The following is a 25620-nucleotide window of genomic DNA, read 5'->3' on the forward strand; positions in this document are numbered from 1 at the left end:
TAATATATATAAGATAAACTATAGAAATTAATGCGAAAGGAAGAAAAGTATGACTTATAGAATATTAGCCATAAATCCAGGTTCTACTTCTACAAAAATAGGAGTATATGATGGAGAAGAACAAATTTTTGTGAAGACGATAGACCATCCAGCAGAGGAGATTGCAAAATATAATACAATTCAAGACCAATTTGAAATGCGTAAAGAGGCAGTTTTAAGTATTCTTGAAAAAAACAATATAGATTTAAAATCTCTTAGTGCAATAGTTGGAAGAGGTGGAGTTTTACCACCAGTAAAATCAGGGGCATATTTAGTAAATGAAGAAATGATTGATGTACTTAAACATAGACCAGTACTTGAGCATGCTTCAAATTTAGGAGCAGTTGTTGCACATGCAATATCAGAACCACTTGGAATAAATTCATATATCTATGATTCTGTTGCAGTAGACGAACTTATAGATATAGCAAGAGTATCTGGGCTTTGTGGAATGGATAGATCAAGTGCAGGGCATGCACTAAATACTAGAGCAATGGCTTTAAAATATGCTAAAGATAGAGGTAAAGATTACAAGAGTTTAAACTTAATAGTAGCTCATATTGGTGGAGGAGTAAGTATTTATCTTCATGAAAAAGGAAGAATGGTTGATATGTTATCTGATGATGAAGGGCCATTTTCACCAGAAAGATCAGGAAGAGTTCCTGCTACAAAATTAGTAGCTGCTTGTTATTCAGGTCAATGCTCAGAAAGAGAAATGACTAAAAAGATAAGAGGTAAAGGTGGTATAGTTTCATATTTAAATACTGTAGATGCTAGAGAAGTTGAAAAGATGATAGCAGAAGGAAATGAAGAAGCCAAAATTATTTATGAGGCAATGGCATATCAATTGGCAAAAGGAATTGGAGAATTAGCAACTGTAGTAGATGGAAAAGTTGATGCTATAATTATAACAGGTGGAATTGCATATTCTGAAATGTTTACTTCAATGGTTAAAAAGAGAGTTGAATTTATAGCGCCAGTAGAAATTATGGCAGGAGAAAATGAGTTAGAATCACTTGCTTTTGGAACTCTTAGAGTGCTAAATGGAGAAGAAGAAGCTAGAATTTATAGTGAAAATTAATTAAATTAACTAAAAATGTTTAAATATTAGAAAAGTGGTATATCTATTTTTACACTAAAGCTTAGAATATAGGTGAAGACGTGTAAAATATGGATTGCCACTTTTTTTATGATTGAAATTCTATATTAAAATGATGAAAAATTTTGTAAAACTTTGTACTTATATATATATTTTATTGGTATTTATTGTTATTATTATTATGAGGAGTGATTTTTAATGGGAAAAATTAATTTAAAAAGTATGATAAGGTTGTTTTCAGGTTTTTTTATATTTGCAATTTCTTCTGTGCTTATGGTTAATGCACATGTTGGTCTTATGCCTTGGGATGTGCTTCATCAAGGTTTATCTATAAAATTAGGTATAACTATAGGTCAGGCGTCCATATTGGTAGGTGTTATAATCGTTATATTGGATGCAGTTTTTGGTGAAAATATAGGATGGGGTACATTGCTAAATATGACATTTATAGGAATTTTCATTGATTTAGTAATATTTTCAGGTGTGATACCTCATGCAAGTAATACTTATATAGGAGTATTAATGGTTGTTATAGGAATCATCTTAGCTGCTATAGCTAGTTTTTTGTATTTAGGAGTTTGCCTTGGAAGTGGGCCAAGAGATGGTCTTATGATTGCTCTTCAGAAAAAAACTAATAGGTCTGTACGTCTTGTTAGAACAGTTCTTGAAATATTAGCACTCGTTGCTGGTTGGTTATTAGGTGGTTCTGTAGGAATTGGTACACTTGTAAGTGCTTTAGGTTTAGGGTATGTATTACAAATAGTGTTTAGAATGTTTAAATTTGATACAAAATCTCTTAAACATAGATTCATTATAGATGATATAAAAGAGTGGAAAGAAAAGAAAAATGATGAACATAAATGTAAATCAAGCATTGTAATAAAAAATGAACAAAATTAATTATACTAAAATGTATCTATATTTTAGTTAACTTTATAAGGAAAGTAAGGAGATTTGAAAGTGGAATTATGGGATTTGTATAATGCTGATGGAATTAAAACAGGAAATGTTATAGAGCGAGATAATTCTATTGAAGAAGGATATTATCATTTAGCAGTTGAAGTGTGGATTGTAAATAGTAATTTTCAGGTTTTAATTCAGAAAAGGTCTGAAAATAAAAAGACACTGCCAAATATATGGGGGATGACAACTGGATGTATTGTTTCTGGAGAAGAAAGTTTAGATGGTGCAATTCGTGAGGCTAAGGAAGAAATAGGAATTGATATATCCAAAGATGAGATAAAGATTTTTAGAAGTATGATTCATGGAGATACTTTATGGGATGTATATTTAGTTAAAAAAGAGTATGATGTATCAAATGCAATTTTACAAAAAGAAGAAGTAAGTGATATAAAATGGGTAAGTACAGGTGAAATAAGACAATTATTAAAAAAGGGCTTATTTTTTGAATATCCAGAGATATATGATTTACTATCTGATATAGATAATAATGATTTAAATATATAATGTAGGCAGAATTAGATATAAGTATGTATTATCTAAAATTATCTTCTCTAAAATTTAATGTTGTATTAGGAAGAATTAATGCATTATTTTTAATGTTCTCCTAATTAGATTTTAGAATTAGAGTAATAAGTTTGATTGTTAAGTAGTAAAAATCTGGGGAGGATTACGCTGTGGAGAATAATAAAGAATTGACACCCGATAGTTCAAAATATAAGATTGTTTCTATATCTGTGGTAGTGATTATTTTAATTACATTTTGGTATATGTTAAATATGGTGCTTTTAACATTTATAATGACTTTTGTTTTTTATAATTTATTAGTTTCCATAAGAAAAAGAATTAGGAAATTATTTTCTTTCTATGTTCCTGATTCATTAATAATTATAGTATTATATTCGTTATTTGCTATATTATTAGTACTAATTAGTTATGCAGTTGTGCCAATAATTATAGTTCAACTTACAGAGTTAAGCAGGATTTTAAGTAATTTTGATGTAAATCAATTTGCTCAATCTTTAGGGCCAAAGATTTATCCTATTGTTTCAAAGTTGGATTTTAATAAATATATTTCACAGGCAGGATTGTTAATAGCATCAGCAGCAACTAAAGTTGGAAGTTTTGGGATAAATATATTACTAGCTTTTTTACTTAGTTTACTGCTTTTACTTGAAAAAAATGATATTAAAAAATTTGGAAATAAACTTGCAGAAAGTAAAATTTCTTTCATCTATAATTCTCTTGTATTTTTTGGAAAAAGTTTTGTGAAAAATTTTGGTGATGTAATGAAAGTACAAGTAATGATTGCATTTATAAATTCTATTGTTTCTATGATTTTTTTAGGATTTATGGGTTTTCCTCAAATATGGGCTTTAGGGCTTATGATTTTTGTTTTGGGTCTTATTCCAGTAGCTGGAGTTATAGTGTCTCTAATTCCATTAACAGTAATAGCCCTTAATATAGGAGGAATAGCAAAAGTATTTGGCGTTTTGGCCATGATTTGTATAGTGCATGCAGTGGAAACATATATATTAAATCCTAAGTTGATGTCAAATAGAACAAAACTTCCAGTTTGTTTTGTTTTCATTATTTTACTTGTAGGAGAGCATTATTTAGGTGTATGGGGATTATTAATTGGAGTTCCAATATTTATGTTTCTTATGGATATATTTGGTGTAAAATTTAGTTCAAGATGATAACTTATAATTACATTTACTTCCTAATACATAATGCTTTAATTGTAAAAAAGAACCTATAATAGATATCTTTTAAAAGGTATCTGTTTTATAGGTTCCATTTTATTTTTTATAAATACTAAATAGTTAAGTATCAATGAAATTATTTCATTTCAAAAGTTTCACAGCTTGCATTTCCTGAGTTTATATGAACTTTTTCAGCCTTGCAAAGTTCATTCTTGTTGTATTTACATTTTACAGCTTCACAATGAATATTATCTGTATCAACTTGGTTAGTGTCATTAGAACGACTAGTTATACCAGATGTATATTTGTCTTCAAAAGAAGCACAGTAAGTATTTCCTGTAGTAGTTGCTTGCATTCCATCTACTTTTATGCTACCAGCATAACAATATCCACTAGTATTATAAGCACAGTTAGTAGCATCACAATTTAAATTATTATTTTTCATAAATAACCTCCTAAGTTTTTTATTTAAACTTATTATGTGAAGTTATTTGAATTTTATACACTTATTTACAATTACATTTCTTACATTTAACAATTATATCTTCAGAAGTTTCTCTTCCTAAATTTTTATTAATATGATACACATCAATATTTTCAGTTGAACCACATATAGAACATTTAAAGTTGTTCTCTAGTAAAGTTCTTTCTCTAAACAACTTCCAGTACATAGAATTAATATAATCATTATAGTTTACCTTAAGGCATGTCTCAAGAAAGTTTATGTATAGATTGTCTAAATCTCCTGTATTTAAGTCTGTATATTCTGGCTCAAAATATTCACAACATCCTCTAAAATCAGGTTTGGTATCTGAAATAACACATTTAATATCATATCTGTAATCTAGGCTAGGCCCCTTCAATGAAAGGTGTGTACAAAAAGAACAAGATGTTTCTGGTAAATTTTTTTCTAGTTCATGTAATTTATTATTCATAAGTATTCCTCCAAAAAATTATTTTGAGTATATAAACAATGTAGATTATTTTAAATCTTTTATTTATTTATATTAAATATATAGGATAAATATTCCAATAAAAGGTGGCTGTTTATTTATTAATGTATTTAATAAGAAAGAGGCTAATCTCTATTTTGAGACAGCCTCTTTTTATTGAGTTATTTAAAATTAAAAGTTTTAATAAAAATCTAATAATATTTATATTTAGCTAGCTAGATTTGTATCCGTTTTGCTTTTTAGTTTTCTGCCATAGTATACAGTTAAAACAGCATACAAAACAGTAAAAATGGTAGCTAAAATATATGATATATTTATACTTAAGTTAAATCCAATTTGAGCATTGAATATATAACTAGAAATTACAAAAGAATAAAACATACCTGGGATTAAGCTTATGATATAATTTTTTTCTTTTATTATAAGATAAACTGTAATCATAGCAAAGGCGAATATAGCAATAGTTTGGTTACTCCAAGAGAAATATCTCCATAATATATTAAATCCAGAAGTGCTAAGTTTTGCAAATATAAGGATGGCTATAACAGGAATAAATATACAGATTGATAATATAACACGATGTTTCTTTTCTTTTTGGTCATAATGGAAATAATCTGCAAGCATTAATCTTAAAGATCTTAAAGCTGTATCTCCAGAAGTTATTGGTAAAACAATAACACCTATTATAGCTATAATACCACCAACAGAACCAAGTAAGTCTCTAGCAACTAAACCTATTACATCAGGAGAACCTATTAATTCACTAGGTATTCCTTTATTGTAAATACCCATAGCAGCTGCCGCCCAAATCATGGCAATTAAACCTTCCAAAATCATCATATTATAAAAAGTGCTTCTACCTTCTTTTTCATTTGAAACTGATCTTGCTATAAGAGTAGCTTGAGTTGAGTGGAATCCAGAAACAATACCACAAGCAACTGTAACAAAGAATGTAGGGATAAGAGGAATTCCATTAGGATGGATACCTTTCCAATTTGCTAGGCTTAAATTGGCTAAGTCATAACCCTGTGTAAATATTCCAATTCCAACACCAGCAGCAGATAAAAGTAGAATGGCTCCAAATATTGGATATATTTTTCCTATTATTTTATCAATTGGAAATAGTGTTGCACATAAATAATATACAAAGATGATTCCATAAACTATCCAAACGACTGGATTATTGATAGTTGATTTCATATTTAGAATTTGAGTAACTACCAAATCTCCAGGTGTATAAATAAAAACTGCACCAACCAAAAGCATTAATAAGCAAAGGAAGATATTATAAACTTGAAAGACCTTATTACCTAAAAATCTGCTGATAAGAGAAGGCATCTGTGCTCCTTTTTCTCTTATACTAATCATTCCACTCATATAGTCATGTAAAGCTCCTCCTAATACACAACCAATAGGAATTAGTATAAACGCAATTGGACCAAATAAAATACCTTGTATAGGTCCTAAAATCGGTCCTGTACCAGCTATATTAAGCAACTCAATAAGACTATTTTTCCATTTTTTCATTGGAACATAGTCTACTCCATCACTCTGAGCAAGTGCAGGTGTTTTTCTGTCATCTGGGCCAAATACTTTTTCACAATAAGCGCCGTATAAAGCACCTCCTATTAGTAAAATAGCCAAACCAATTAAGAATGTTGTCATAACATCACCCCATTTATAAATTTTTTTGGATTCTGTATACATATTGTCTGAATGTGTAAGTTTTTATAAGATTTTATACTTAAAACACTTACAAATTCTATAAAGTATTAAAACTAATATAATTTCAGAAATAAATACATATACATAATCATGCACTTAGTATACAGGTATTTGGAAAAAAATTCAATATTATAACAAGAAAGAATATAAAAAATATTCTGATAATATTCTACAAAAAATTAAAAAATACAAAAAAAATAATTTAAATAGAGGTAAAAAAATGATAAATTAATTGATAGTGTAAGTGTCTATATCTTAACAATATTAAGAGGTCTAAAATTCTTGAAGAAAAAATAGTCAAGTGATATAATGAATTTACAGGTGTATATACACTAGTACATATAGAAAGCGGTGCAATTATGGATAAAGATTTAACATATCAAATCAAAGAGCTAAAGAAAGAAAAAAATGCAATAATACTTGCTCATTTTTATCAACCACCAGAAATACAAGAATTAGCAGATGCAGTTGGAGATTCGTATTACTTAAGTGAAATTGCTAGAGATTGTAAAGAAGAAGTGGTTGTATTTTGTGGTGTGAGATTTATGGGAGAAAGTGCTAAGATATTATCACCTGAAAAAACTGTATTGATGCCAGTAAGTAACGCTGGATGTGCTATGGCAGATATGGTAGATGAAGAAGGCGTGATAAAACTAAAACAACAGTATCCAAATGCTTTGGTTGTATGTTATATAAACTCTACAGCTAAAGTTAAAGCACATTGTGATGTTTCAGTTACATCATCTAGTGCAATTAAAATATTAGAAAACATAGATAATAAAGAAATTATATTCCTCCCAGACAAGAACCTAGGAGGATATATTGCAGAAAAATTCCCTAATAAAGAATTTATATTTTGGGATGGATATTGTAAATATCACAACAATATAAAAGTTGCAGAAATAATTGAATTAAAAGAAAAGTATAAAGATGCAGAAGTATTGGTACATCCAGAATGTAAAAAAGAAATAAGAGACTTAGGTGATTATGTAGGTAGTACATCAGGAATAATAAAATATGCTACTAACAGCAAAAATACAGATTTTATAATAGCAACTGAAGAGGGTATCTTACATGAATTAAAGAAAAACAATCCTAATAAAAATTTTTATATTCCTGGTGGAAGAATACTATGTACAGATATGAAAAAAACAACATTAGAGAATTTGTATAGTACTCTTAAAAATATGGAAAACGAAGTTATTGTAGAAGATGAAATTATGGAAAAGGCTTTAAATTCACTGCTTAATATGCACAGATTAGCAGAAGGATAGAGGGATAGACTTATGAATTTAGAACAGGATGTTTTAATAATTGGAAGTGGTGTTTCGGGACTATATTGTGCATTAAATTTGGATAAAAATTTAAATGTGTTAGTAGTATCAAAATCTACAATTGAAAACAACAATACATATCTTGCACAAGGAGGAATTTCAACTGCTAGAAATATTGATGATATAGAATCTTTTGTAGAAGATACAATGAAGGCTGGTCAGTATAAAAATAGGGTTGAAGCAGTCAAAGTTCTTGCAGATGAATCTATAGAAAATGTAGGTCAAATAGTAGACTATGGTATGCCTTTAGACAAAGAAAATGGAGAGATAGACTATACAAGAGAGGGAGCTCATAGCGTAAATAGAATAGTTCATAGCAAAGATAATACAGGAGAAGTTGTTTTTAAGACTCTATTAAAAGAAGCTAAAACTAGGGAAAATATAACTCTTATAGAAGATGCTTATCTTTTAGATATATTAAAAGATGGTAATAAGTGTATAGGAGCTAGAATTTTTAAGTCTCAAAAAGAAATTCATATCTTTTCAAAGGTAGTAGTTTTAGCTACAGGTGGAATTGGTGGACTTTTTAAAAATTCTACGAATCAAAGACACCTTACAGGAGATGGAATTGCTATAGCATTAAGAAATAATATTAAAATAGAAAATTTAGAATATATTCAAATACACCCAACAGCTTTCTATGAAGAAAATAGTGAAGGTAGAAGGATGCTTATATCTGAATCTTTGAGAGGAGAAGGGGCTAAACTTTTAAACAAAAACAAAAAAAGATTTGTAGATGAACTTCTTCCAAGAGATGTAGTTTCAAAAGCTATTTTTGAACAAATGGAAAAAGATGATTTGCCTTATGTATATTTAGATGCAACACACTTAGATAGTGAATATTTAATCAATAGATTTTCTTTTATATACAATGAATGTTTAAATAGAGGAACAGATATAACCAAAGAATATATAAAAGTATCTCCTGCACAACATTATTTTATGGGAGGGATACATGTTGATTTAGATTCAAAAACATCTATGGAGAACCTATATGCAGTGGGTGAAATTAGTTGTACAGGTGTTCATGGAGCTAATCGACTAGCAAGTAATTCACTACTTGAAGGTCTTGTATTTTCAAAAAGAGCAGCTAAAAATATAAACTCAGTTATAGGTAGTATAGAAGTGAAGTTTATAGAAGTAGCAAATATAGAGGTGGATGTAGAAAAAATAAAGGAAGAGAATAAAATATTAGTTATAAAAGAAATAGAAAGAACAAGTGAGGATTTTGGCGATGAATTATTTGATTATTGATAAAATGATACAAGATGCTTTAATAGAAGATGTTCCAAGTGAGGATATAACAACTAATTCTATTGTAGATGAAGATTCTAAGTCTACTGTAGATTTAATTTGTAAACAAGATGGTATAATAGCGGGTTTAGGTGTGTTTAAAAGGGTTTTTGAAATACTTGGAGATGTAGAGGTAGAGTTGTATAAAAATGATGGCGATAGGGTAAATAATGCAGAAAAGATAGCTGTATTAACTGGAAATACTAGAAACTTACTTGTGGGAGAACGTGTAGCGTTAAATTATTTACAAAGAATGAGCGGAATAGCTACTGCTACAAGTATGTATGTGGAAAAACTTGAAGGTACAAATACTAAACTATTGGATAGTAGAAAAACAATACCTAATCTTAGAATTTTAGACAAATATTCTGTAAAAGTAGGTGGAGGATGCAATCATAGATTTAATTTATCTGATGGAATATTACTTAAAGATAATCATATTGGAGCTGCAGGTGGCGTCAAAAACGCAGTTGAATTAGCTAGAAAAAACACATCTTTTGTCAGAAAAATAGAGGTAGAAGTGGAAACTCTAGAAATGGTAAAAGAAGCTATAGAAGCTAAAGCAGATATAATAATGTTAGATAATATGAATTTGGAGACAGCAAAAAAGGCTATAGAAATGATAAATGGGAGAGCAGTTGTAGAGTTTTCTGGAAATGTAAATTTAGATACAATAGAATCTATAGGAAAAATTGGTGTTGATGTTGTCTCTGTGGGAGCGCTTACACACTCAGTGAAAGCACTTGATATAAGTATGAAAAACTTAAGAAATATATAAGACAGGACTAAAATAAATTTAATAAAAAAGTATTGAACAGATTTAATTTAATAATGTGATAAATAATTAAAATAGATTACTTAAATAAGCTAGATAAATTTAAGTAATCTATTTTTTATTTATTAAAGTTAACCAAAATGATGAAATAATCAAAAAATAATTGAATAAATATAGAAAAACACTATATTTCTATTGGATAATATTGTTATTATCTATTTTACAGATAAATACGAATAAACTTATAATATAATTACATATGTAAAATTTTGTATAAAATTTAGATAAAAAGTATAGGGGGAATAAAAATGAAAGTAGCTTATATTTTTAGTAGTACTAACTCACATAAAATTCTAGACAAAATGATAATACCACAATTAGAACAAGGAACTCATGGAGTAGATGTCCTAGGTATGTTTTTCTTTATGGATAATACCTTATTTTTGTCTAAAGGTAACCCAGTGGGAGAAAGATTAAGTAAATTGCATGAAAAGACAGATATGATAATAATGGCTTGTGACCAGTGTGCTATAGAAAGAGGGATAGAGGATAATTTGGTCGATGGAGCTACAATTGGATGTTTCCCAAATTTATATGCTTGTTTAGGTGGTGCAGGTGTAGACCAAGTTATAACATTATAAAATCTTGCGGAATACAATCCATAGAAAAAATTTTTCTGTGGATTATTTTAAGTAAAAGATAAATTGTTTAGAGTAGGGGATGAACAAATGTCTAAAATTTTAGTTGAATTCATAAATACTTGACCATCTTGTGATGAGCATGGAGTGTTTATAAAAAAAATTTCTGAGAAGTATACTAACAAGTTAGAAGTAAAACTTTACCAAGCAGGTAAAGATTTCTCATATGTCAAGAAGTATGGAATCATAACAAAAGGAACCTTAATAATAAACCAAAAAAAGAAGTATGATAGATTAAACAAAGATACCATTGAAAAGGCAATAGTAGAAGCTATAAATAATAGTTAAAAGTTTAAAAATTAGGAGCAGTAAAAATGAATATATTAGAAATTGTTTTAAGTGGAGTGAAAAACACTGTGGTAGCTTCTATAGTTACACTAAATGGAGCATCAGGATGGCTTATGATAAGTTTTATATTGGCAGGAGTTCTTCACAATGTTTTAACGCCAAAAAGGTTTCAAAAGCAACTTGGAAATAAGAAGTTTTCTTCTCTGATTAAAAGCACTATTTCAGGAATGTTTTTACCAATTTGTAGTTGTGGCGTAATACCATTGGGCATAAGTATGTATTATTCGGGAGCATACTTAGGGCCAGTACTTGCCTTTATGACATCAACTCCAATAATAAATCCAATAGCTGTAGTTCTTTGTTTAGGTCTTTTGGGACCTAAAATTACAATCATTTATCTTATATCTGGATTTTTAGTACCATTTTTAGTAGGAGTTTTGGGGAATACCTTTGGAAAAGAAGAATTATTTTTGCAAAATGACTCAGATGAAGAAGCTATAGAATTAGAAGAAGAAAAGAGAAGCTTTATAGAAAATATGGTTGATGGGCTTAAATGGTCCTTTGGAGAGTTAGCACTTACTATTAGTAAATATGTAATAATGGGAATGCTTTTTGCGGGATTTATAACAACAATTTTTCCAAATAGTATAATTCAAAAATACTTAGGAAATCCAGGTTTACTATCTCTTGGAAGTATATCAATACTTGCATGTGTTATGTATGTATGTGCTGTAGGACATATTCCATTTATAGCAGCCCTTGTTGCAAGTGGAGCATCTCCTGGGATAGCGATAACATTTTTGATAGCTGGTGCAGCGACAAACTTACCAGAACTTATAAGTATGTGTAAACTTATTGGAAAAAGAACTGTTGTTATATATTCAGTTACACTAACACTCTGTTCAATAATAATAGGTTATATAACCAATTTACTTTTGGCAAACAACAATACTGTGAATTTAGAGACAACAAATTCTTCAATACAATTAGCAAATAAACTAATGTTAAATATACCAGATAGTTTTGAATATATATGCACTATTTTGATTATTTTATTTGCACTTAAAGCAGTAATACCAAAGATGAAAGAGGTCATAGGAAATCATGCTTAAAAAGGTAGTTATAATATCATGTGTAGTAATTGCATTAATAGTCTTATCAAGGGTAGTAGATGATAACCTTAAACAAAATGACTCTATTCCAAATGTAAATCAAGAAACATTAACATATTTCAAGAAAAATCATAAGGAAGATATAATAACCTGTGCTGAAGAAGACTTAAATAATGATGGAAAAAAAGATTTAGTAGTTATATATAAAAAAGGTAATAATTCAAATGAAATGGCAGTGGTAGTTTCTGATGAGGAGAGCCATTATATAACAAAACCAATACCAGCACCTATAGAGAATCAAACTATAACTTTTAAAAATATTGATGAGAAGCTACCAATAGAAGTAATAGTGTCAGGTTCTAAAAATGGCAATGTAGGATACGCTATTTATAGAGTAGAGGGTAAAAAACTTGTCGCTTTATTTGGAGAAGATATGGACAAGTGTTGCTAAAAATAAAAATAATACATAAAAGAGGGGAAATTGAAATGAAAGTATCTAAAAAGATTCAAGCATTAATCTTAGTTAGTGCAGTGGGGGCATTTATATTAACTGGATGTAGCAGTAAACCAAAGGAAGAGGGGAAAAAAGCTGGAAAAGATGATTATGCGATAACAGTAGGGTATTATAATTGTGACCATATGACAGCTGGACCAGTAGCAGAAGCAGCAGGAATATATAAAGATTTAGGTCTTAATGTAAAAACTGTTGGGAATGGTAAAGTTCCTGAAGCCATGGCAGCAGGTAAGATGGATGCTGGTTATATAGGAACAAAGGGTCTAGTAGGAGCTATACCTAAAGGTTCACCAATAACAATAGCAGCAAATAATCACACTGGTGGGTCTGAATATTTAATAGTTTCAAATGATATAAAAGAACCTAAGGATTTAGTGGGCAAAAAAATTGCAACAGATATGAGTGATTTCTTATGGATAAGTGATTATGGTCCAGAAACAGGTTTACCAACTGACCCATCAAAATATGAAGTTGTAAATATGGATTCAGATAAAGATAAATATTTAGCTCTTAAAACTGGAAAGATACAAGCATTTACATCTTGTGACCCTTGGGGTTCTGTAGCTGAAAATGATGGAGTAGGAAAAATAATAGCATCAACTCAATATAAAGAAAAAGCTAATAATAAAGAATATAACTGTTGTTCATTCTCATTAAATAAAAACTTTATAAAAGAGCACCCAGACTTAGCAAAAAAATTGGTTTTAGCTCATACTAAAGCAATAGAATATATATATACAAATCCAGCAGAAGCAGCTAAAATATTTGCAAAATATTATAATGTAGAAGAAGAAGTTGCACTTAGAACTATTTATAAAAAGACAGTTGGAGAAGGTAGAACGCTTACTTGGAAAGTTACAGGAGAAGAATACAAAAACAATTTACAAATGTATAAAGATTTAAAGGCATTAGATGAGATACCTAAATATGAAGATACAATTGATACAAGCTTATTAGATTCTTGTGGGGCAGATGACTTTGATAAGTTTATAAAAGAAAAAGTTAATCCCAAATTTCCAGAAGGTATGAGTTATGAAGATTGGAAAGCAAAGGTATTATAAATAAATGGAGAGAATAAAAAATATAATAATACTTTTTGTCATTATTTTAGGAAGTATATTTATAATATTTTTTAATTTTGAAGATAAAGAAGAAATAAAAGGAAAATTAAGAATAGGGGTATCTGATGATACCTCTGGTTTTGTAATAAATTATATGATAAACAAAGATTACTTTGAAAGCATAAAAGTAAGTGATGTAATGGAGACTTTTACAATTAATGATTGCTGAGCAAGTACAATGCAATGGGCTCTGAGTTCAGAGGAAATAGATATAGCAATCATATGTAAAGATGCAGCAAAACAGTATATAAATGCAACTAGTGAGTTTGAAATTGTTGGTACAGTAGTTCAAAATTCAGATATATTTTTATTAAAGAAGAACAATCCTCAAAAAATAGGAATAATTCAAAATAGAAATTATCAATCTGAATTAGTAAAAAAATACTATGAAAATATAAAAGTTTCTCCATTATTAGGGACAGCACTAGCATATGGGCTAGAAAGTAATTTAGTAGATGGTGTTGTAATAGACTGTATAAAAGCAATTGGATTAGAAGGCGAAAAAAAATCTACAGCTAAATTAGGTGACTATGATACCTATGTATTAGTTGTGAATAAGGAGTTTGAGAAAAGCAAGTCGTATAGTGATTTTATAAAACTATACAATAAAAGTGTTGATAATTTAAGGAAAGAAACTATATTTAAAAAAGCATTAAAAGAGTATAAGAATATAAGAAATATAGATATGGAGGAAATAAGAAGTTGGAAATTAAAATTTCTAAAGATAGAGGAGATACAATAGCTAAGAAAAAATCTAAAAGTAGTATGGACATTTTATATAAAATAATACTTTTAGTTAGTATATTTTTAGTCTGGCATTTTGCAGCAAAAGATATAGGGAGTTCTTTATTACTCCCAATGCCAGTAGATGTAATAAAAGGTTTCTTTTACTGTGTGACAGATGTAGAGACAGTGACTAATCTGTTTATAACATTGCAAAGAGTGCTTAAAGGATTTATGTATGCATTATTGTTTGGACTTCCAATAGGATTTATTATGGGATTTTCTAAGACTTTTGAAAAGCTTTTATCTCCAGTAGTAGATTCTGTAAGACAAGTTCCTATAATGGCGTGGGTTCCTCTTACAATAGTATGGTTTGGTATAGGGGATGGTCCAACAATATTTTTAATAGCTTTTTCAGGAGTTTTTCCTATAATTTTAAATACTATTCAAGGTGTAAGAGCAATATCAAAGGATTATTATAATGCAGCTAGAAGTATGGGGGCATCGCCAATTGTAATATTTGCAAATGTAATAGTACCAGCATCTCTTCCAGATATATTGACTGGTTCAAGAATTGCCATAAGTACAGGATGGATGTCTGTTATCTGAGCCGAGTTCATAGCTACGAGTGCCGGTCTCGGTTACTCCATGGTACAAGCTCAGACATTGATGCATACAGATGTATTAATTGGGCTTATGATATTTGCAGCTTTAATAGGATTTATAATAGATAGAGTACTAAAATTTATAAATAAAATCCTTTGTAGATGGAGGTTTGCAGATTAATGAAATTAAGTGTGAGAGATATAAATAAAACATTTGTAAATAGCAAAATACATACAAAGGTTTTGGAAGATATAAGTATAGATATAGAAAATGGTCAATTTGTTTGTCTTTTAGGACCCTCAGGATGTGGAAAAACAACTTTACTTACTATAATAGGTGGATTTCAAAAGGCAGAAAGTGGAGATGTCTTTATAAATGATAAAATAGTTAAAAAACCAGGTATAGATAGAGCTTTCATATTTCAAAACTACGCTCTATTTCCTTGGAAGACTATAAGGGGCAATGTTTTATTTCCTATGAAACAGCAGAAAATACCGAAAGAAAAGAGAGAAGAAATGTTGGAAGAGCTTTTGGTTATGTCTGATTTAAAAGGGAAAGAAAATCTGTTTCCTCATCAATTGTCTGGAGGAATGAAACAAAGAGTTGCTATGATAAGAGCTTTAGCCTGTAATCCTGAAGTATTATTAATGGATGAACCACTAGGAGCAGTTGATTTTCAAATGAGACAAAACTTACAAGAAGAACTTGAAAGAATATGGACAAAAAAGAAAATAACTGCATTAATGGTAACTCATGATGTTGATGAAGCTGTATATATGAGTGATAGAGTTATAGTAATGTCAAGGGATAAGGGAAGAATTCTTGACGATATAAATATAGACATTCCAAGACCTAGGGCTAGAGGGAGCCAAGAATATGAAGAATATAAGAATAAATTAACTGACATTTTGTCAAAATGTTATGATGTTTAAAGAGGAGTAGAAATGAGTCAAATAGAAAAATACAATAGTTTAAATGACACACAACGAAAGATAAGAATATCTATTATGGATATGATAATAGATAATTGTTCTAGTGTTACACTTAAAGAAGTAATTGAACATATAAGTATAAATTTAAGCTTAGAAAAAGAATATCTAGAAACTACACTGAACCATTTTATTGATAAAAATATAATGGTTGTTGATGGAGATAGCATAAATTTTATATATCCAGTATCAGCATTACCTACTAATCATAAAGTTACATTAAGTGATAATAGAAGCTTCAGTGCAATGTGTGCTATAGATGCAATAGGAACTTCTTGCACATTTAATCAAGATGTAAGAATAAATTCTATTTGTAGTGCCACAGGTAAAGAAATAGAAATATTTATAAAAGATGAAAAAATTGAATATGTAAACAATCCAGATTTAAGAGTGCTTCATATAAACCTTGATAAGCATTCAAATTGGGCAGCAAGTTGCTGAAATGTAATGAATTTCTTCTGGACGAAGAATGATTTTGATGCATGGACAAAAGAAGCTGGATTATCAGATGATGAAGATATATATTGCTTGGACATTAATGAAGCAATAGTAGAATCGTATAAAATATTTAAACTTGAACAAAAAGTATTAGTATAGGAATGTACCTATCAAAAACTAAAAATATCCTTTAGACAAAATATCCATACAATATACACTATTAGTATTTAACATATATATGAGATGGATTTAAATCTAAAGGGATATTTTTAGTTTTTATAGATATTTAGATAGCTTTATTAAGTATATATTTGTTTATAACCTTTGCAACTCCATTTTCATTGTTGGTATCAGTAACATAATCAGCAATTTCTTTTATGCTACTACGTGCATTTCCCATAGCCACACCAAGCCCTGCATATTTTATCATATGTTGGTCATTTTCTTCATCACCAACAGCAATAGCATTTTCTATAGGTATATTTAGATTATTACATAATGTTTGAAGTGCAGTACCCTTATTAGTAGTTTTACCTAAAAATTCTAAATAAAAGGGAGCAGACCTTACTATAGTATATCTATTGAATAAATTCTTAGGAAGTTGTTTTATAATTTCTTCTAATCTTTCTGGTTCATCAACTATCATAACCTTACAGATTTTAATAGATTTATCAATTTTATCTTTATGTATATATTTAACTTCTATATCATTCAATTTAGCTTCATGAAGTGTGTACTTACCAGGAATTTCGTTTGGAGTAACTAAATTTGTCATGGTATTTATGTGTATTTTGGTATTATATTTTTTGCAAACATTGTTGTATATAAAATCAAAGTCGTCTAAAGTCATCTCTACATTATGTATTATTTTTTCACTTTTAACCTCTTGAATCATAGCTCCATTGAAGCATATAACATAATCACCTTCATCTGTTAGATTTAATTGATTTAAAAGTCCTTTGACACCAGGAAGGGGTCTACCTGTTGTTATAACTACTTTAGCTCCAGCTTTCTTTGCTTCTTGAATAGATTCAAATACTTCAGGAGTAACTTTTCTTTTTGTATTTAATATTGTTCCATCAATATCTAGTGCGATTAATTTGTACATATCAACCTCCAGTAATTTATATCCTCAATTTCCTAATGAAAACGTTGACACAACTAGTGTTGAACAAAATTTCAGTAGAAAATTTAATGTGTATATTATTATACCAAGAGATAAGCAATTTAGAAAGTTTAATAGTATTAATTTTTTGATAAAATTATTACTTATATAACATACTTATGTAAAATTGTATCTTTTATGAGTGTATAAAAGTTAACTATAAAAAATGGCATCGTTTGCATTTTGATGTAGAGATAAGCTTATACTATAAAGGTTAATAGTTTTATATGAAAGCTTTATTAAAGTTTGTATAGTAATTAATTTTATTCTATAAAATATTGTAATTACAATAATCATATGTTATTATTCAACATGATTATAATGTAAATATTACTCAAAATAATAATTTATAAAGTCATAGTAGTATGTAATACATGTAAATAATAGCATGTAATGCATATAAAACTATATTTATAAATAAAGAACAAAATTTATAAAGGAGAGTTTTAAATGAAGTTTTCAGAGTTTAAGTATGAAAGACCAAATTATGATAGTATAAAAAAAGAGTTTTTAAAGTGTGTAGAGGAAATAGATAATTCTTGTTGTTATGATGAACAACAAGAAAATATACATAAAATTAATTTTTTGAGAAATAAAATAGAAACGTTGTCAAACATAGCATCTATAAGATACAGTATAAATACTCTTAATAAACTCTATCAAGAGGAAAAAAAATATTGGGACGAATACATGCCTTTATATGAAGAATTAAATTCATATTTTTATAATGTTATAGTAAATTCTAAATTTAAATCTAATTTAAAAAAAGAATTTGGAGAACAATTTTTTACAATAGTGGATTATTCTTTAAAAAGTTTTTCTAAAGAGATAATAAAGGAATTACAAGAAGAAAATAAATTGTGTTCAGAGTATACTAAACTTTTAGCATCTGCACAGATAATGTTTGAAGGAGAAGAGAGAAACTTATCTGGAATGGGAATGTTTATGTGTTCTAAGTCTAGAAAAACAAGGGAATTAGCGAATAAGGCATATTATAATTTCTTTGAAGAAAATGAACCTAAATTTGATGATATATTTGATAAATTAGTTAAACTGAGAGATAAAATAGCAAAAAAACTAGGTTTTAAAAATTTTGTAGAGCTTGGATATATTAGAATGATGAGAAGTAATTACAGAGAAGATAGGATTGAAAATTTTAGAAAACAAGTATTAAAATATATTGTACCACTGGCTGATGAACTTTATGAAAAGCAAGCTAAGAGAACCGGTCTAGAATCTTTGAGTTACATAGATGAAGGCTTAGAATTTTTAACAGGAAATCCAACGTTAAAGGGCAATTCAGAATACATAATTGAAAATGGAAAAAGAATGTATGCTGAATTATCTAAAGAAACTGGTGAATTTTTTAATTTTATGTTAGAAAACGAACTTATGGATTTAGAAACAAAGAAAGGAAAAGGGGCTGGTGGGTACTGTACTTATATACCAGACTACAAGTCGCCATTTATTTTTTCTAACTTTAATCAAACATCTGATGATATAGATGTATTGACACATGAGGCAGGTCATGCATTTCAATTGTATATGTCCAGATGGATTGAAATGCCAGAGATTAATTTTCCTACACTGGATAGTTGCGAAATTCATTCAATGAGTATGGAATTTATAACATGGCCATGGATGGAGTTATTTTTTAAGGAAGACACAGATAAATACAAGTTTACTCATTTATCATCTGCAATTAAATTTATACCTTATGGAGTAGTTGTTGATGAATTTCAGCATTATATTTATAAAAATCCTAATATTGACAAATCAAAAAGAAAAGAAATATGGAGGTTTTTAGAGAAAAAATACTTACCACATAGAAAGTATGATGATAATTCTTTTTTAGAACGAGGTTGCTGGTGGTTTAAACAAGGTCACATATTTAAAAATCCTTTTTACTATATAGATTATGCATTAGCTCAAATTTGTGCATTACAATTTTGGAAAAAAATGATTAAAAACAAAGACTCTGGATGGAATGACTATATAAACATCTGTAAAGTAGGTGGAACAAAGTCATTTTTAGATATTGTAAGTATAGGAAATCTATATTCTCCATTTGACAATGATTGTATAAAATCTGTTATAGGTGATGTGAAATCATGGTTTGATGAAATAAATGACATCAATTTGTAAAAAATTATGAGAAATTTGTTCTCCCAGCTTAAGAATTAAAAACATATATCTTTCTTACAAAAATGATTATGTTTTTAATCAATATGAAATAATAAACCAAAAAAGATTTGTACTTAAAAAAAAAAGAAAATACAGGAAATATGTAATATCAACATTTGGAAAAAAAAGTAAAAATGTATACAAAATACATATAAAAAAACTATTGCAAATTTTATAGAATGTTTATATACTTAAGTCAACAGAGATAGAAAAAAGCTATTTATAAAAATAAAAAGATAAATTGCTAACTTTTCAATTTTCTGAAAATATAATAATCCGGGGGAAGAGTATGGGAGACTGCTTTATAAAAAGCGACCGAAGGGACAAATTTAATCTTACATACCCAGAAGATTAAATGAAATTCTCAGGTAAAGATGACTGTACTTGGACGGGTCTCTGAAAATGATTTTAACAGGGAAGACAAATTGGGAGATTTGTTTTTCCTGTTTTTTATTTATCGAGCAATAAATAAAAATTTGAAAGAGAGTAAAAAAATGATAATAATCACAAATAATCCAAAAGTAAAAGAAGAAGTTCAAGACAGAGAAGTTTTATTTAAAGATACAACTTATATTGGAATCTTAGAAACAAGTAGAGATTTGATACATGAAGGATATGAACTTTTATCTCATCCACTATATGGGAGTGTAAAACCAAATGAGACACCTTATAGAACAGTTATACTAAAACAAGGAAATCGTTTGGATATAAACTCTTTAACCTTAATTGAAGAAGCAATCATAACTGCAAGTAAATTTCAGAATAATAAAAAGACTCCAGCATGGACAGAAAGCGTTCAAGATGACTTTAGAGTAATCGATTATGACATATTTTATAATACAATACAAAGAATGCAGTATGAATAAATGAATTTGTTAAAAAGTTATTAAAATAGCATAAATATTAAATCTGATTTAATATTAAATAAAAATTAAGAAATTTAATTGGGGAGGATAAGTCAAAATGGAAAATGTGTATGACTTAGTAATAATTGGTTCAGGACCAGCAGGGCTTGCAGCAGGTCTTTATGGAGCAAGAGCAAAGTTGAAAACTCTAATCCTAGAAAAAGATAAGACTGGTGGGCAAATTGTAATAACACATGAAATTGCAAATTATCCAGGGTCAGTTCCAAATGCAACAGGACCAAGTCTAATAGCTAGAATGGTTGAGCAATGTAAAGAGTTCGGAGCAGAAATGTTAAGAGACAACATTGTAGATACTGAACTAGATGGAGATATAAAAGTTTTAAAAGGACAAAAGGCAGAATATAGAGCAAAAGCAGTAATAATAGGAACAGGAGCAACACCAAGAAAAATTGGTTGCCCAGGAGAAAAAGAACTTACTGGTAAAGGGGTTTCATATTGTGCAACTTGTGATGCAGATTTCTTTGAAGACTTTGAAGTCTTTGTTGTAGGTGGAGGAGACAGTGCATTAGAGGAAGCAATGTATTTAACTAAGTTTGCTAGAAAAGTAACAATTGTACATAGAAGACAAGGATTTAGATGCGCTAAAAGTGTTGAAGAAAAAGCAAAGGCTAATCCAAAGATAGAGTTTTTACTAGATACAGTAATAGAAGAAATAAAAGGTGATGGAATATTAGAATCAGTTGTATTTAAGAATAAAGTTACTGGAGAAACTCATGAATACTTTGCAGATGAAGAGGATGGAACAATGGGAGTATTTGTTTTCGTTGGATTAGATGCTCAAACTGATTTATTCAAAGGCAAAGTTGATATGGATGAAAAAGGTTACATAATAACTGATGAAGACATGAGAACTAATATACCAGGTGTATTTGCAGCAGGTGATTGCAGATCTAAGACTCTAAGACAGGTTGTAACTGCAACTAACGATGGAGCAATTGCATCTATAGTAGCTGAAAAATATATTGATGAAAAGTTTGAAAACTAAAAAGCTATAAAGTAAAGTTAATGAATAATATTTAAAATATTAAAATAAAATAAAAATTTCAAGGGGGAACATGAAAATGTTAGATTTAGATAAAAGTACTTTTGATGAAGAAGTTTTAAACGCAGAAGGTTTTGTATTTGTTGATTTCTGGAGTGAAGGTTGTGAACCTTGTAAAGCTTTAATGCCAGATGTTCATAAATTAGCTGAAACTTATGGGGATAAAATAAAATTCTGTAAAATGGATACAACAAAAGCTAGAAGATTAGCGATAAAACAAAAAGTATTAGGACTTCCAACTATGGCTATATACAAAGATGGAGAAAAAGTAGACGAAGTTACTAAGGATGATGCTACAATTACTAATATAGAAGATATGATTAAAAAATATCTTTAATATATTGATACAATATTAACAAAAATAAAGAAAAAATCGATTTAAGTCTAGAAGTAAAATAAAAAGGATTTTTATGTCTTAGTTTGTTAAAAAAATAATTTTGGATAAAATATTTTTTTTACGATAAAGAATTTTTAGTAATAAAACAAATATCAAGACATAAAAACACAATATGAAAACATCTTTAAAATAAGTTAGAAAATATTGATATAACTTTGAGAAAAACTCAAATGCATATATACAAAATTAAATAACAGGAGGTGCAAGTATGCGTCTTGAATTAGGGAAAATCTTTATAAAAGATATTCAATTTGGTGATGTAACAGAAGTGAAAGATGGAGTATTATACATCAATAAGCAAGAGATGCTACAAGAAATTGGTGGAGATGAGCATATTAAGTCTATAGATATAGAATTAGCTCGTCCAGGTGAAAGCATAAGAATAACACCTGTAAAAGATGTTATTGAGCCAAGAGTAAAAGTTGAAGGTAATGGGGGAATATTCCCAGGTATCATGTCTAAGGTTGACACTGTAGGAGAAGGAAAAACTCATGCTTTAAAAGGTGTAGCTGTTGTAACTACTGGAAAGATAGTAGGTTTCCAAGAAGGTATAGTAGATATGACTGGAGAAGGGGCTAAATACACTCCATTTTCTAAATTAAATAATGTAGTAGTAGTAGCTGAACCTATTGATGGTTTAAAACAATACGCTCATGAGAAAGCTGTTAGAATGATAGGATTCAAAGCAGCAATGTATTTAGGAGAAGCAGCAAGAAATCTTACTCCAGACGAAGTTTCAGTGTATGAAACTAAACCTCTTCTTGAGTCAATAAAAGAGTATCCAGAACTTCCAAAAGTAGGATATGTTTACATGCTTCAAACTCAAGGATTATTACATGACACTTATGTATATGGTGTAGATGCAAAACAAATAGTACCAACTTTATTATATCCAACAGAATTAATGGACGGAGCAATTGTAAGTGGTAACTGTGTTTCTGCATGTGATAAAAATCCAAGTTATGTTCATATAAACAATGGAGTTGTTGAAGACTTATATGCAAGACATGGTAAAGATATAAATTTTGTAGGTGTAATTATAACTAATGAAAATGTTTACCTAGCAGATAAAGAAAGATCTTCAAACTGGACTTCTAAGTTATGTAAATACTTAGGATTAGACGCAGTTATAGTTTCACAAGAAGGTTTTGGAAATCCAGATACTGACCTTATAATGAACTGCAAAAAAATAGAAATGCAAGGTGTAAAAACAGTTATAGTTACAGATGAATATGCTGGACGTGATGGAGGTTCTCAATCACTTGCAGATGCAGATGTAAGAGCAGATGCTGTTGTAACAGGTGGAAATGCTAACCAAGTTGTAGTACTTCCTAAGTTAGATAAGGTAATTGGACACTTAGAAGTAGTAGATGTAATAGCTGGTGGTTCTGATGGAAGTTTAAAAGCTGATGGAACTATTGAAGTTGAAATACAAGCTATAACAGGTGCAACTAATGAAACAGGATTTGGTCATTTAACTGCTAAAGGATATTAAGAGTTATTTCATTAAACGATTTAGTAATATCATGATTGAGTAATATCAATTAAAAAGATTGTAAATAAATCTATCAAAACATAATGAATGTTATGGATATATAAATAATTAGAAATATAATGAGGAGGATTATTATGAGTTTACTTAGTAATAAAAAGGTTCTTATAATAGGTGACCGTGATGGTATACCAGGACCTGCAATAGAAGAATGTGTAAAAACAGTAGAAGGAGCAGAGGTTGTTTTCTCATCTACAGAATGCTTTGTCTGAACAGCTGCTGGGGCTATGGACTTAGAAAATCAAAACAGAGTTAAAGAAGCTGCTGATAAATTCGGAGCTGAAAATGTTGTGATTTTACTAGGTGCTGCTGAAGCCGAAGCTGCAGGTCTTGCAGCCGAAACAGTAACTGCGGGGGATCCAACTTTCGCTGGACCACTTGCTGGAGTTGCTTTAGGATTAAGTGTTTACCATGTTGTAGAGGAACAAATGAAAGAATTATTTGATGAAACTGTATATGAAGATCAAATAAGTATGATGGAAATGGTTTTAGAAGTTGAAGAAATAGCAGAAGAAATGTCTGGTATAAGAGAAGAATTTTGCAAATTTTAATGCCTAAAAGCAAAAGGGGTGAAACTAAGAGATGGGAAAACTAAGAGTAGTACATTATATTAATCAGTTCTTTGCTGGTATAGGTGGAGAAGAAAAAGCTGATACTAAGCCACATGTGGCAGAAACTTTACCTCCAATAAGTTTACAACTTGATAAATTATTAGGTGAAGATATTGAAGTAGTTGGTACAGTAGTGTGCGGAGACAGTTATTTCAATGAAAATATAGATAGCGCAAGTGAAGAAGTTTTAGCAATGATAAAAGGTTTTGAACCACAACTTTTTATAGCTGGGCCTGCCTTTAATGCTGGTAGATATGGGGTTGCTGCTGGAACAATAACTAAAGTTGTAAAAGATGCTTTAAGTATACCAGCTTTAACAGGTATGTACATTGAAAATCCAGGTGCAGATATGTTCAAAAAGGATGTTTATGTAGTAGAAACTTCTGATTCTGCAGCAGGTATGAGAAAAGCACTTCCTAAGATAGCTAAACTTGCAATAAAACTTGCTAAAGGTGAAGAAATTGGAACTCCTAAAGAAGAAGGATACATAGCTAGAGGAATAAGAGTTAACTACTTCCATGAAGACAGAGGTTCTAAGAGAGCTGTTGACATGTTAATTAAGAAAATAAAAGGCGAGTCATTTGAAACTGAATATCCAATGCCAAATTTTGATAGAGTTGACCCAAGTAATCCTGTAAAAGACTTATCAAAATGCAAAATAGCTTTAGTTACTTCTGGTGGTATAGTTCCTAAAGGAAATCCAGATAGAATAGAATCTTCTTCAGCTTCTAAATATGGAACTTATTCTTTAGCAGGAGTTATGGATTTAACAGAAGAAACTTATGAAACTGCACATGGTGGATATGACCCAGTATATGCAAATTTAGATGCAGATAGAGTATTACCTGTTGATGTTCTTAGAGACTTAGAAAAAGAAGGTGTAATAGGAAAATTACATGAAACTTTCTACACAACTGTAGGTAATGGTACATCTGTTGCAAACTCTAAAAAATATGCTTCTGAAATTGGAGCAGCGTTGGTAGCTGATGGTGTAGATGCAGTAATCTTAACTTCTACATGAGGTACTTGTACTCGTTGCGGTGCAACGATGGTAAAAGAAATAGAAAAAACTGGACTTCCAGTAGTTCATATGTGTACAGTAGTACCTATTTCGTTAACAGTAGGGGCTAACAGAATAGTTCCAACTATAGCAATACCTCATCCACTTGGAAATCCAGCACTTGACCCTACAGAAGAAAAAGCCCTAAGAAGAGGCCTTGTAGAAAAAGCATTAAACGCTTTAACTACAGAAGTAGATGGTCAAACAGTATTTGAAAAATAAAAATAACATACACATATATTATATAGATAAAAATATAAACACACACTAAAAATAAAAAATAACTATACACAAAAAAATAATATAGATT

General features: G+C 29.3%; 29 protein-coding genes and 1 riboswitch. Of the genes, 25 read left to right on the top strand and 4 right to left on the bottom strand.

Annotation, left to right across the window (positions count from 1 at the left end; all coding sequences use genetic code 11):
* Positions 1-49: 49 nt before the first annotated feature.
* The 4 genes from buk to JJC01_07540 all read left to right on the top strand — a co-directional run bounded on the left by buk (position 50) and on the right by JJC01_07540 (position 3798).
* Positions 50-1120, top strand: coding sequence for a butyrate kinase (buk, locus tag JJC01_07525; GenBank protein ID UDN59696.1), 1071 nt, complete (start codon positions 50-52; stop codon positions 1118-1120).
* Positions 1121-1336: 216 nt separating this feature from the next.
* A complete protein-coding gene (locus JJC01_07530; protein UDN59697.1) occupies positions 1337-2038 on the top strand; it encodes a hypothetical protein in 702 nt (233 codons plus the stop codon).
* A 60-nt stretch (positions 2039-2098) separates the two neighbouring features.
* Entirely contained in the window at positions 2099-2605 is a 507-nt protein-coding gene (locus JJC01_07535; protein ID UDN59698.1) for an NUDIX domain-containing protein, read from the top strand.
* Between the two features lie 170 nt (positions 2606-2775).
* On the top strand, positions 2776-3798 hold the full coding sequence (locus JJC01_07540; protein ID UDN59699.1) for an AI-2E family transporter: 1023 nt from the start codon (positions 2776-2778) through the stop codon (positions 3796-3798).
* Positions 3799-3940: 142 nt separating this feature from the next.
* Here the strand turns inward: JJC01_07540 and JJC01_07545 are convergent, their stop codons facing one another.
* The 3 genes from JJC01_07545 to JJC01_07555 all read right to left on the bottom strand — a co-directional run bounded on the left by JJC01_07545 (position 3941) and on the right by JJC01_07555 (position 6422).
* On the bottom strand, positions 3941-4249 hold the full coding sequence (locus JJC01_07545) for a DUF1540 domain-containing protein (GenBank protein UDN59700.1): 309 nt from the start codon (positions 4247-4249) through the stop codon (positions 3941-3943).
* A 61-nt stretch (positions 4250-4310) separates the two neighbouring features.
* Complete coding sequence (locus JJC01_07550; protein UDN59701.1) at positions 4311-4739, bottom strand: hypothetical protein; 429 nt, start codon at positions 4737-4739, stop codon at positions 4311-4313.
* A gap of 225 nt (positions 4740-4964) precedes the next feature.
* A complete protein-coding gene (locus JJC01_07555; GenBank protein UDN59702.1) occupies positions 4965-6422 on the bottom strand; it encodes a carbon starvation protein A in 1458 nt (485 codons plus the stop codon).
* Between the two features lie 419 nt (positions 6423-6841).
* Here JJC01_07555 and nadA point away from each other — a divergent pair, with 419 nt between their 5' ends.
* The 14 genes from nadA (at position 6842) to JJC01_07625 (ending at position 16532) form a co-directional block, all read left to right on the top strand.
* Entirely contained in the window at positions 6842-7756 is a 915-nt protein-coding gene (gene nadA, locus JJC01_07560) for a quinolinate synthase NadA (protein UDN59703.1), read from the top strand.
* Between the two features lie 12 nt (positions 7757-7768).
* A complete protein-coding gene (locus JJC01_07565) occupies positions 7769-9070 on the top strand; it encodes an L-aspartate oxidase (protein ID UDN59704.1) in 1302 nt (433 codons plus the stop codon).
* Positions 9051-9887, top strand: a complete 837-nt coding sequence (gene nadC, locus JJC01_07570) for a carboxylating nicotinate-nucleotide diphosphorylase (GenBank protein UDN59705.1) — start codon at positions 9051-9053, stop codon at positions 9885-9887. Before JJC01_07565 ends, nadC begins: the two co-directional genes overlap by 20 nt.
* Before the next feature lie 305 nt (positions 9888-10192).
* Positions 10193-10525: a DsrE family protein gene (locus JJC01_07575; GenBank protein UDN59706.1), complete on the top strand. Its 333-nt coding sequence runs from the start codon at positions 10193-10195 to the stop codon at positions 10523-10525.
* A 159-nt stretch (positions 10526-10684) separates the two neighbouring features.
* Positions 10685-10870 carry a hypothetical protein gene (locus tag JJC01_07580; GenBank protein UDN60145.1) on the top strand — a complete coding sequence of 62 codons (186 nt, stop codon included), beginning with the start codon at positions 10685-10687 and terminating at the stop codon, positions 10868-10870.
* Positions 10871-10896: 26 nt separating this feature from the next.
* The gene (locus JJC01_07585) at positions 10897-11982 is read left to right on the top strand and encodes a permease (GenBank protein UDN59707.1); all 1086 of its coding nucleotides are present in this window, start codon (positions 10897-10899) and stop codon (positions 11980-11982) included.
* Positions 11975-12433, top strand: a complete 459-nt coding sequence (locus JJC01_07590; protein UDN59708.1) for a hypothetical protein — start codon at positions 11975-11977, stop codon at positions 12431-12433. The genes JJC01_07585 and JJC01_07590 overlap by 8 nt, the downstream gene beginning before the upstream one ends.
* Positions 12434-12468: 35 nt before the next feature.
* Positions 12469-13557: an ABC transporter substrate-binding protein gene (locus JJC01_07595; GenBank protein UDN59709.1), complete on the top strand. Its 1089-nt coding sequence runs from the start codon at positions 12469-12471 to the stop codon at positions 13555-13557.
* Between the two features lie 4 nt (positions 13558-13561).
* Positions 13562-13786 carry a hypothetical protein gene (locus JJC01_07600; protein ID UDN59710.1) on the top strand — a complete coding sequence of 75 codons (225 nt, stop codon included), beginning with the start codon at positions 13562-13564 and terminating at the stop codon, positions 13784-13786.
* 9 nt (positions 13787-13795) lie between these two features.
* Positions 13796-14359 carry a hypothetical protein gene (locus tag JJC01_07605; GenBank protein UDN59711.1) on the top strand — a complete coding sequence of 188 codons (564 nt, stop codon included), beginning with the start codon at positions 13796-13798 and terminating at the stop codon, positions 14357-14359.
* On the top strand, positions 14320-14949 hold the full coding sequence (locus JJC01_07610; protein UDN59712.1) for an ABC transporter permease: 630 nt from the start codon (positions 14320-14322) through the stop codon (positions 14947-14949). The genes JJC01_07605 and JJC01_07610 overlap by 40 nt, the downstream gene beginning before the upstream one ends.
* Positions 14950-15125: 176 nt before the next feature.
* Entirely contained in the window at positions 15126-15878 is a 753-nt protein-coding gene (locus tag JJC01_07615; GenBank protein ID UDN59713.1) for an ABC transporter ATP-binding protein, read from the top strand.
* 12 nt (positions 15879-15890) lie between these two features.
* Entirely contained in the window at positions 15891-16376 is a 486-nt protein-coding gene (locus JJC01_07620; GenBank protein ID UDN59714.1) for a hypothetical protein, read from the top strand.
* Positions 16377-16382: 6 nt separating this feature from the next.
* Positions 16383-16532: a hypothetical protein gene (locus tag JJC01_07625; GenBank protein UDN59715.1), complete on the top strand. Its 150-nt coding sequence runs from the start codon at positions 16383-16385 to the stop codon at positions 16530-16532.
* A gap of 127 nt (positions 16533-16659) precedes the next feature.
* On the opposite strand, the gene yidA is transcribed toward JJC01_07625, so the two are convergent.
* The gene (gene yidA, locus JJC01_07630; GenBank protein UDN59716.1) at positions 16660-17481 is read right to left on the bottom strand and encodes a sugar-phosphatase; all 822 of its coding nucleotides are present in this window, start codon (positions 17479-17481) and stop codon (positions 16660-16662) included.
* Between the two features lie 507 nt (positions 17482-17988).
* On the opposite strand from yidA, the gene JJC01_07635 reads away from it, so the two are divergent.
* The 7 genes from JJC01_07635 to grdB all read left to right on the top strand — a co-directional run bounded on the left by JJC01_07635 (position 17989) and on the right by grdB (position 25532).
* The gene (locus JJC01_07635; protein ID UDN59717.1) at positions 17989-19683 is read left to right on the top strand and encodes a M3 family oligoendopeptidase; all 1695 of its coding nucleotides are present in this window, start codon (positions 17989-17991) and stop codon (positions 19681-19683) included.
* Between the two features lie 319 nt (positions 19684-20002).
* Positions 20003-20113: riboswitch (glycine riboswitch) on the top strand.
* A gap of 103 nt (positions 20114-20216) precedes the next feature.
* Entirely contained in the window at positions 20217-20588 is a 372-nt protein-coding gene (locus JJC01_07640) for a GrdX family protein (protein UDN59718.1), read from the top strand.
* Positions 20589-20685: 97 nt separating this feature from the next.
* Positions 20686-21633, top strand: coding sequence for a thioredoxin-disulfide reductase (gene trxB / locus JJC01_07645; GenBank protein UDN59719.1), 948 nt, complete (start codon positions 20686-20688; stop codon positions 21631-21633).
* Between the two features lie 76 nt (positions 21634-21709).
* Positions 21710-22027 carry a thioredoxin gene (locus JJC01_07650; protein UDN59720.1) on the top strand — a complete coding sequence of 106 codons (318 nt, stop codon included), beginning with the start codon at positions 21710-21712 and terminating at the stop codon, positions 22025-22027.
* A gap of 268 nt (positions 22028-22295) precedes the next feature.
* The gene (locus JJC01_07655; protein UDN59721.1) at positions 22296-23582 is read left to right on the top strand and encodes a glycine/sarcosine/betaine reductase component B subunit; all 1287 of its coding nucleotides are present in this window, start codon (positions 22296-22298) and stop codon (positions 23580-23582) included.
* A 134-nt stretch (positions 23583-23716) separates the two neighbouring features.
* Entirely contained in the window at positions 23717-24190 is a 474-nt protein-coding gene (locus JJC01_07660; protein ID UDN59722.1) for a glycine/sarcosine/betaine reductase complex selenoprotein A, read from the top strand.
* Between the two features lie 31 nt (positions 24191-24221).
* On the top strand, positions 24222-25532 hold the full coding sequence (gene grdB / locus JJC01_07665) for a glycine reductase complex selenoprotein B (protein UDN59723.1): 1311 nt from the start codon (positions 24222-24224) through the stop codon (positions 25530-25532).
* The last annotated feature ends 88 nt before the right edge of the window (positions 25533-25620 follow it).

The sequence above is a fragment of the Clostridioides sp. ES-S-0010-02 genome, from assembly GCA_020641055.1.
In the GTDB taxonomy this organism is placed as follows: Bacteria; Bacillota; Clostridia; order Peptostreptococcales; family Peptostreptococcaceae; genus Clostridioides.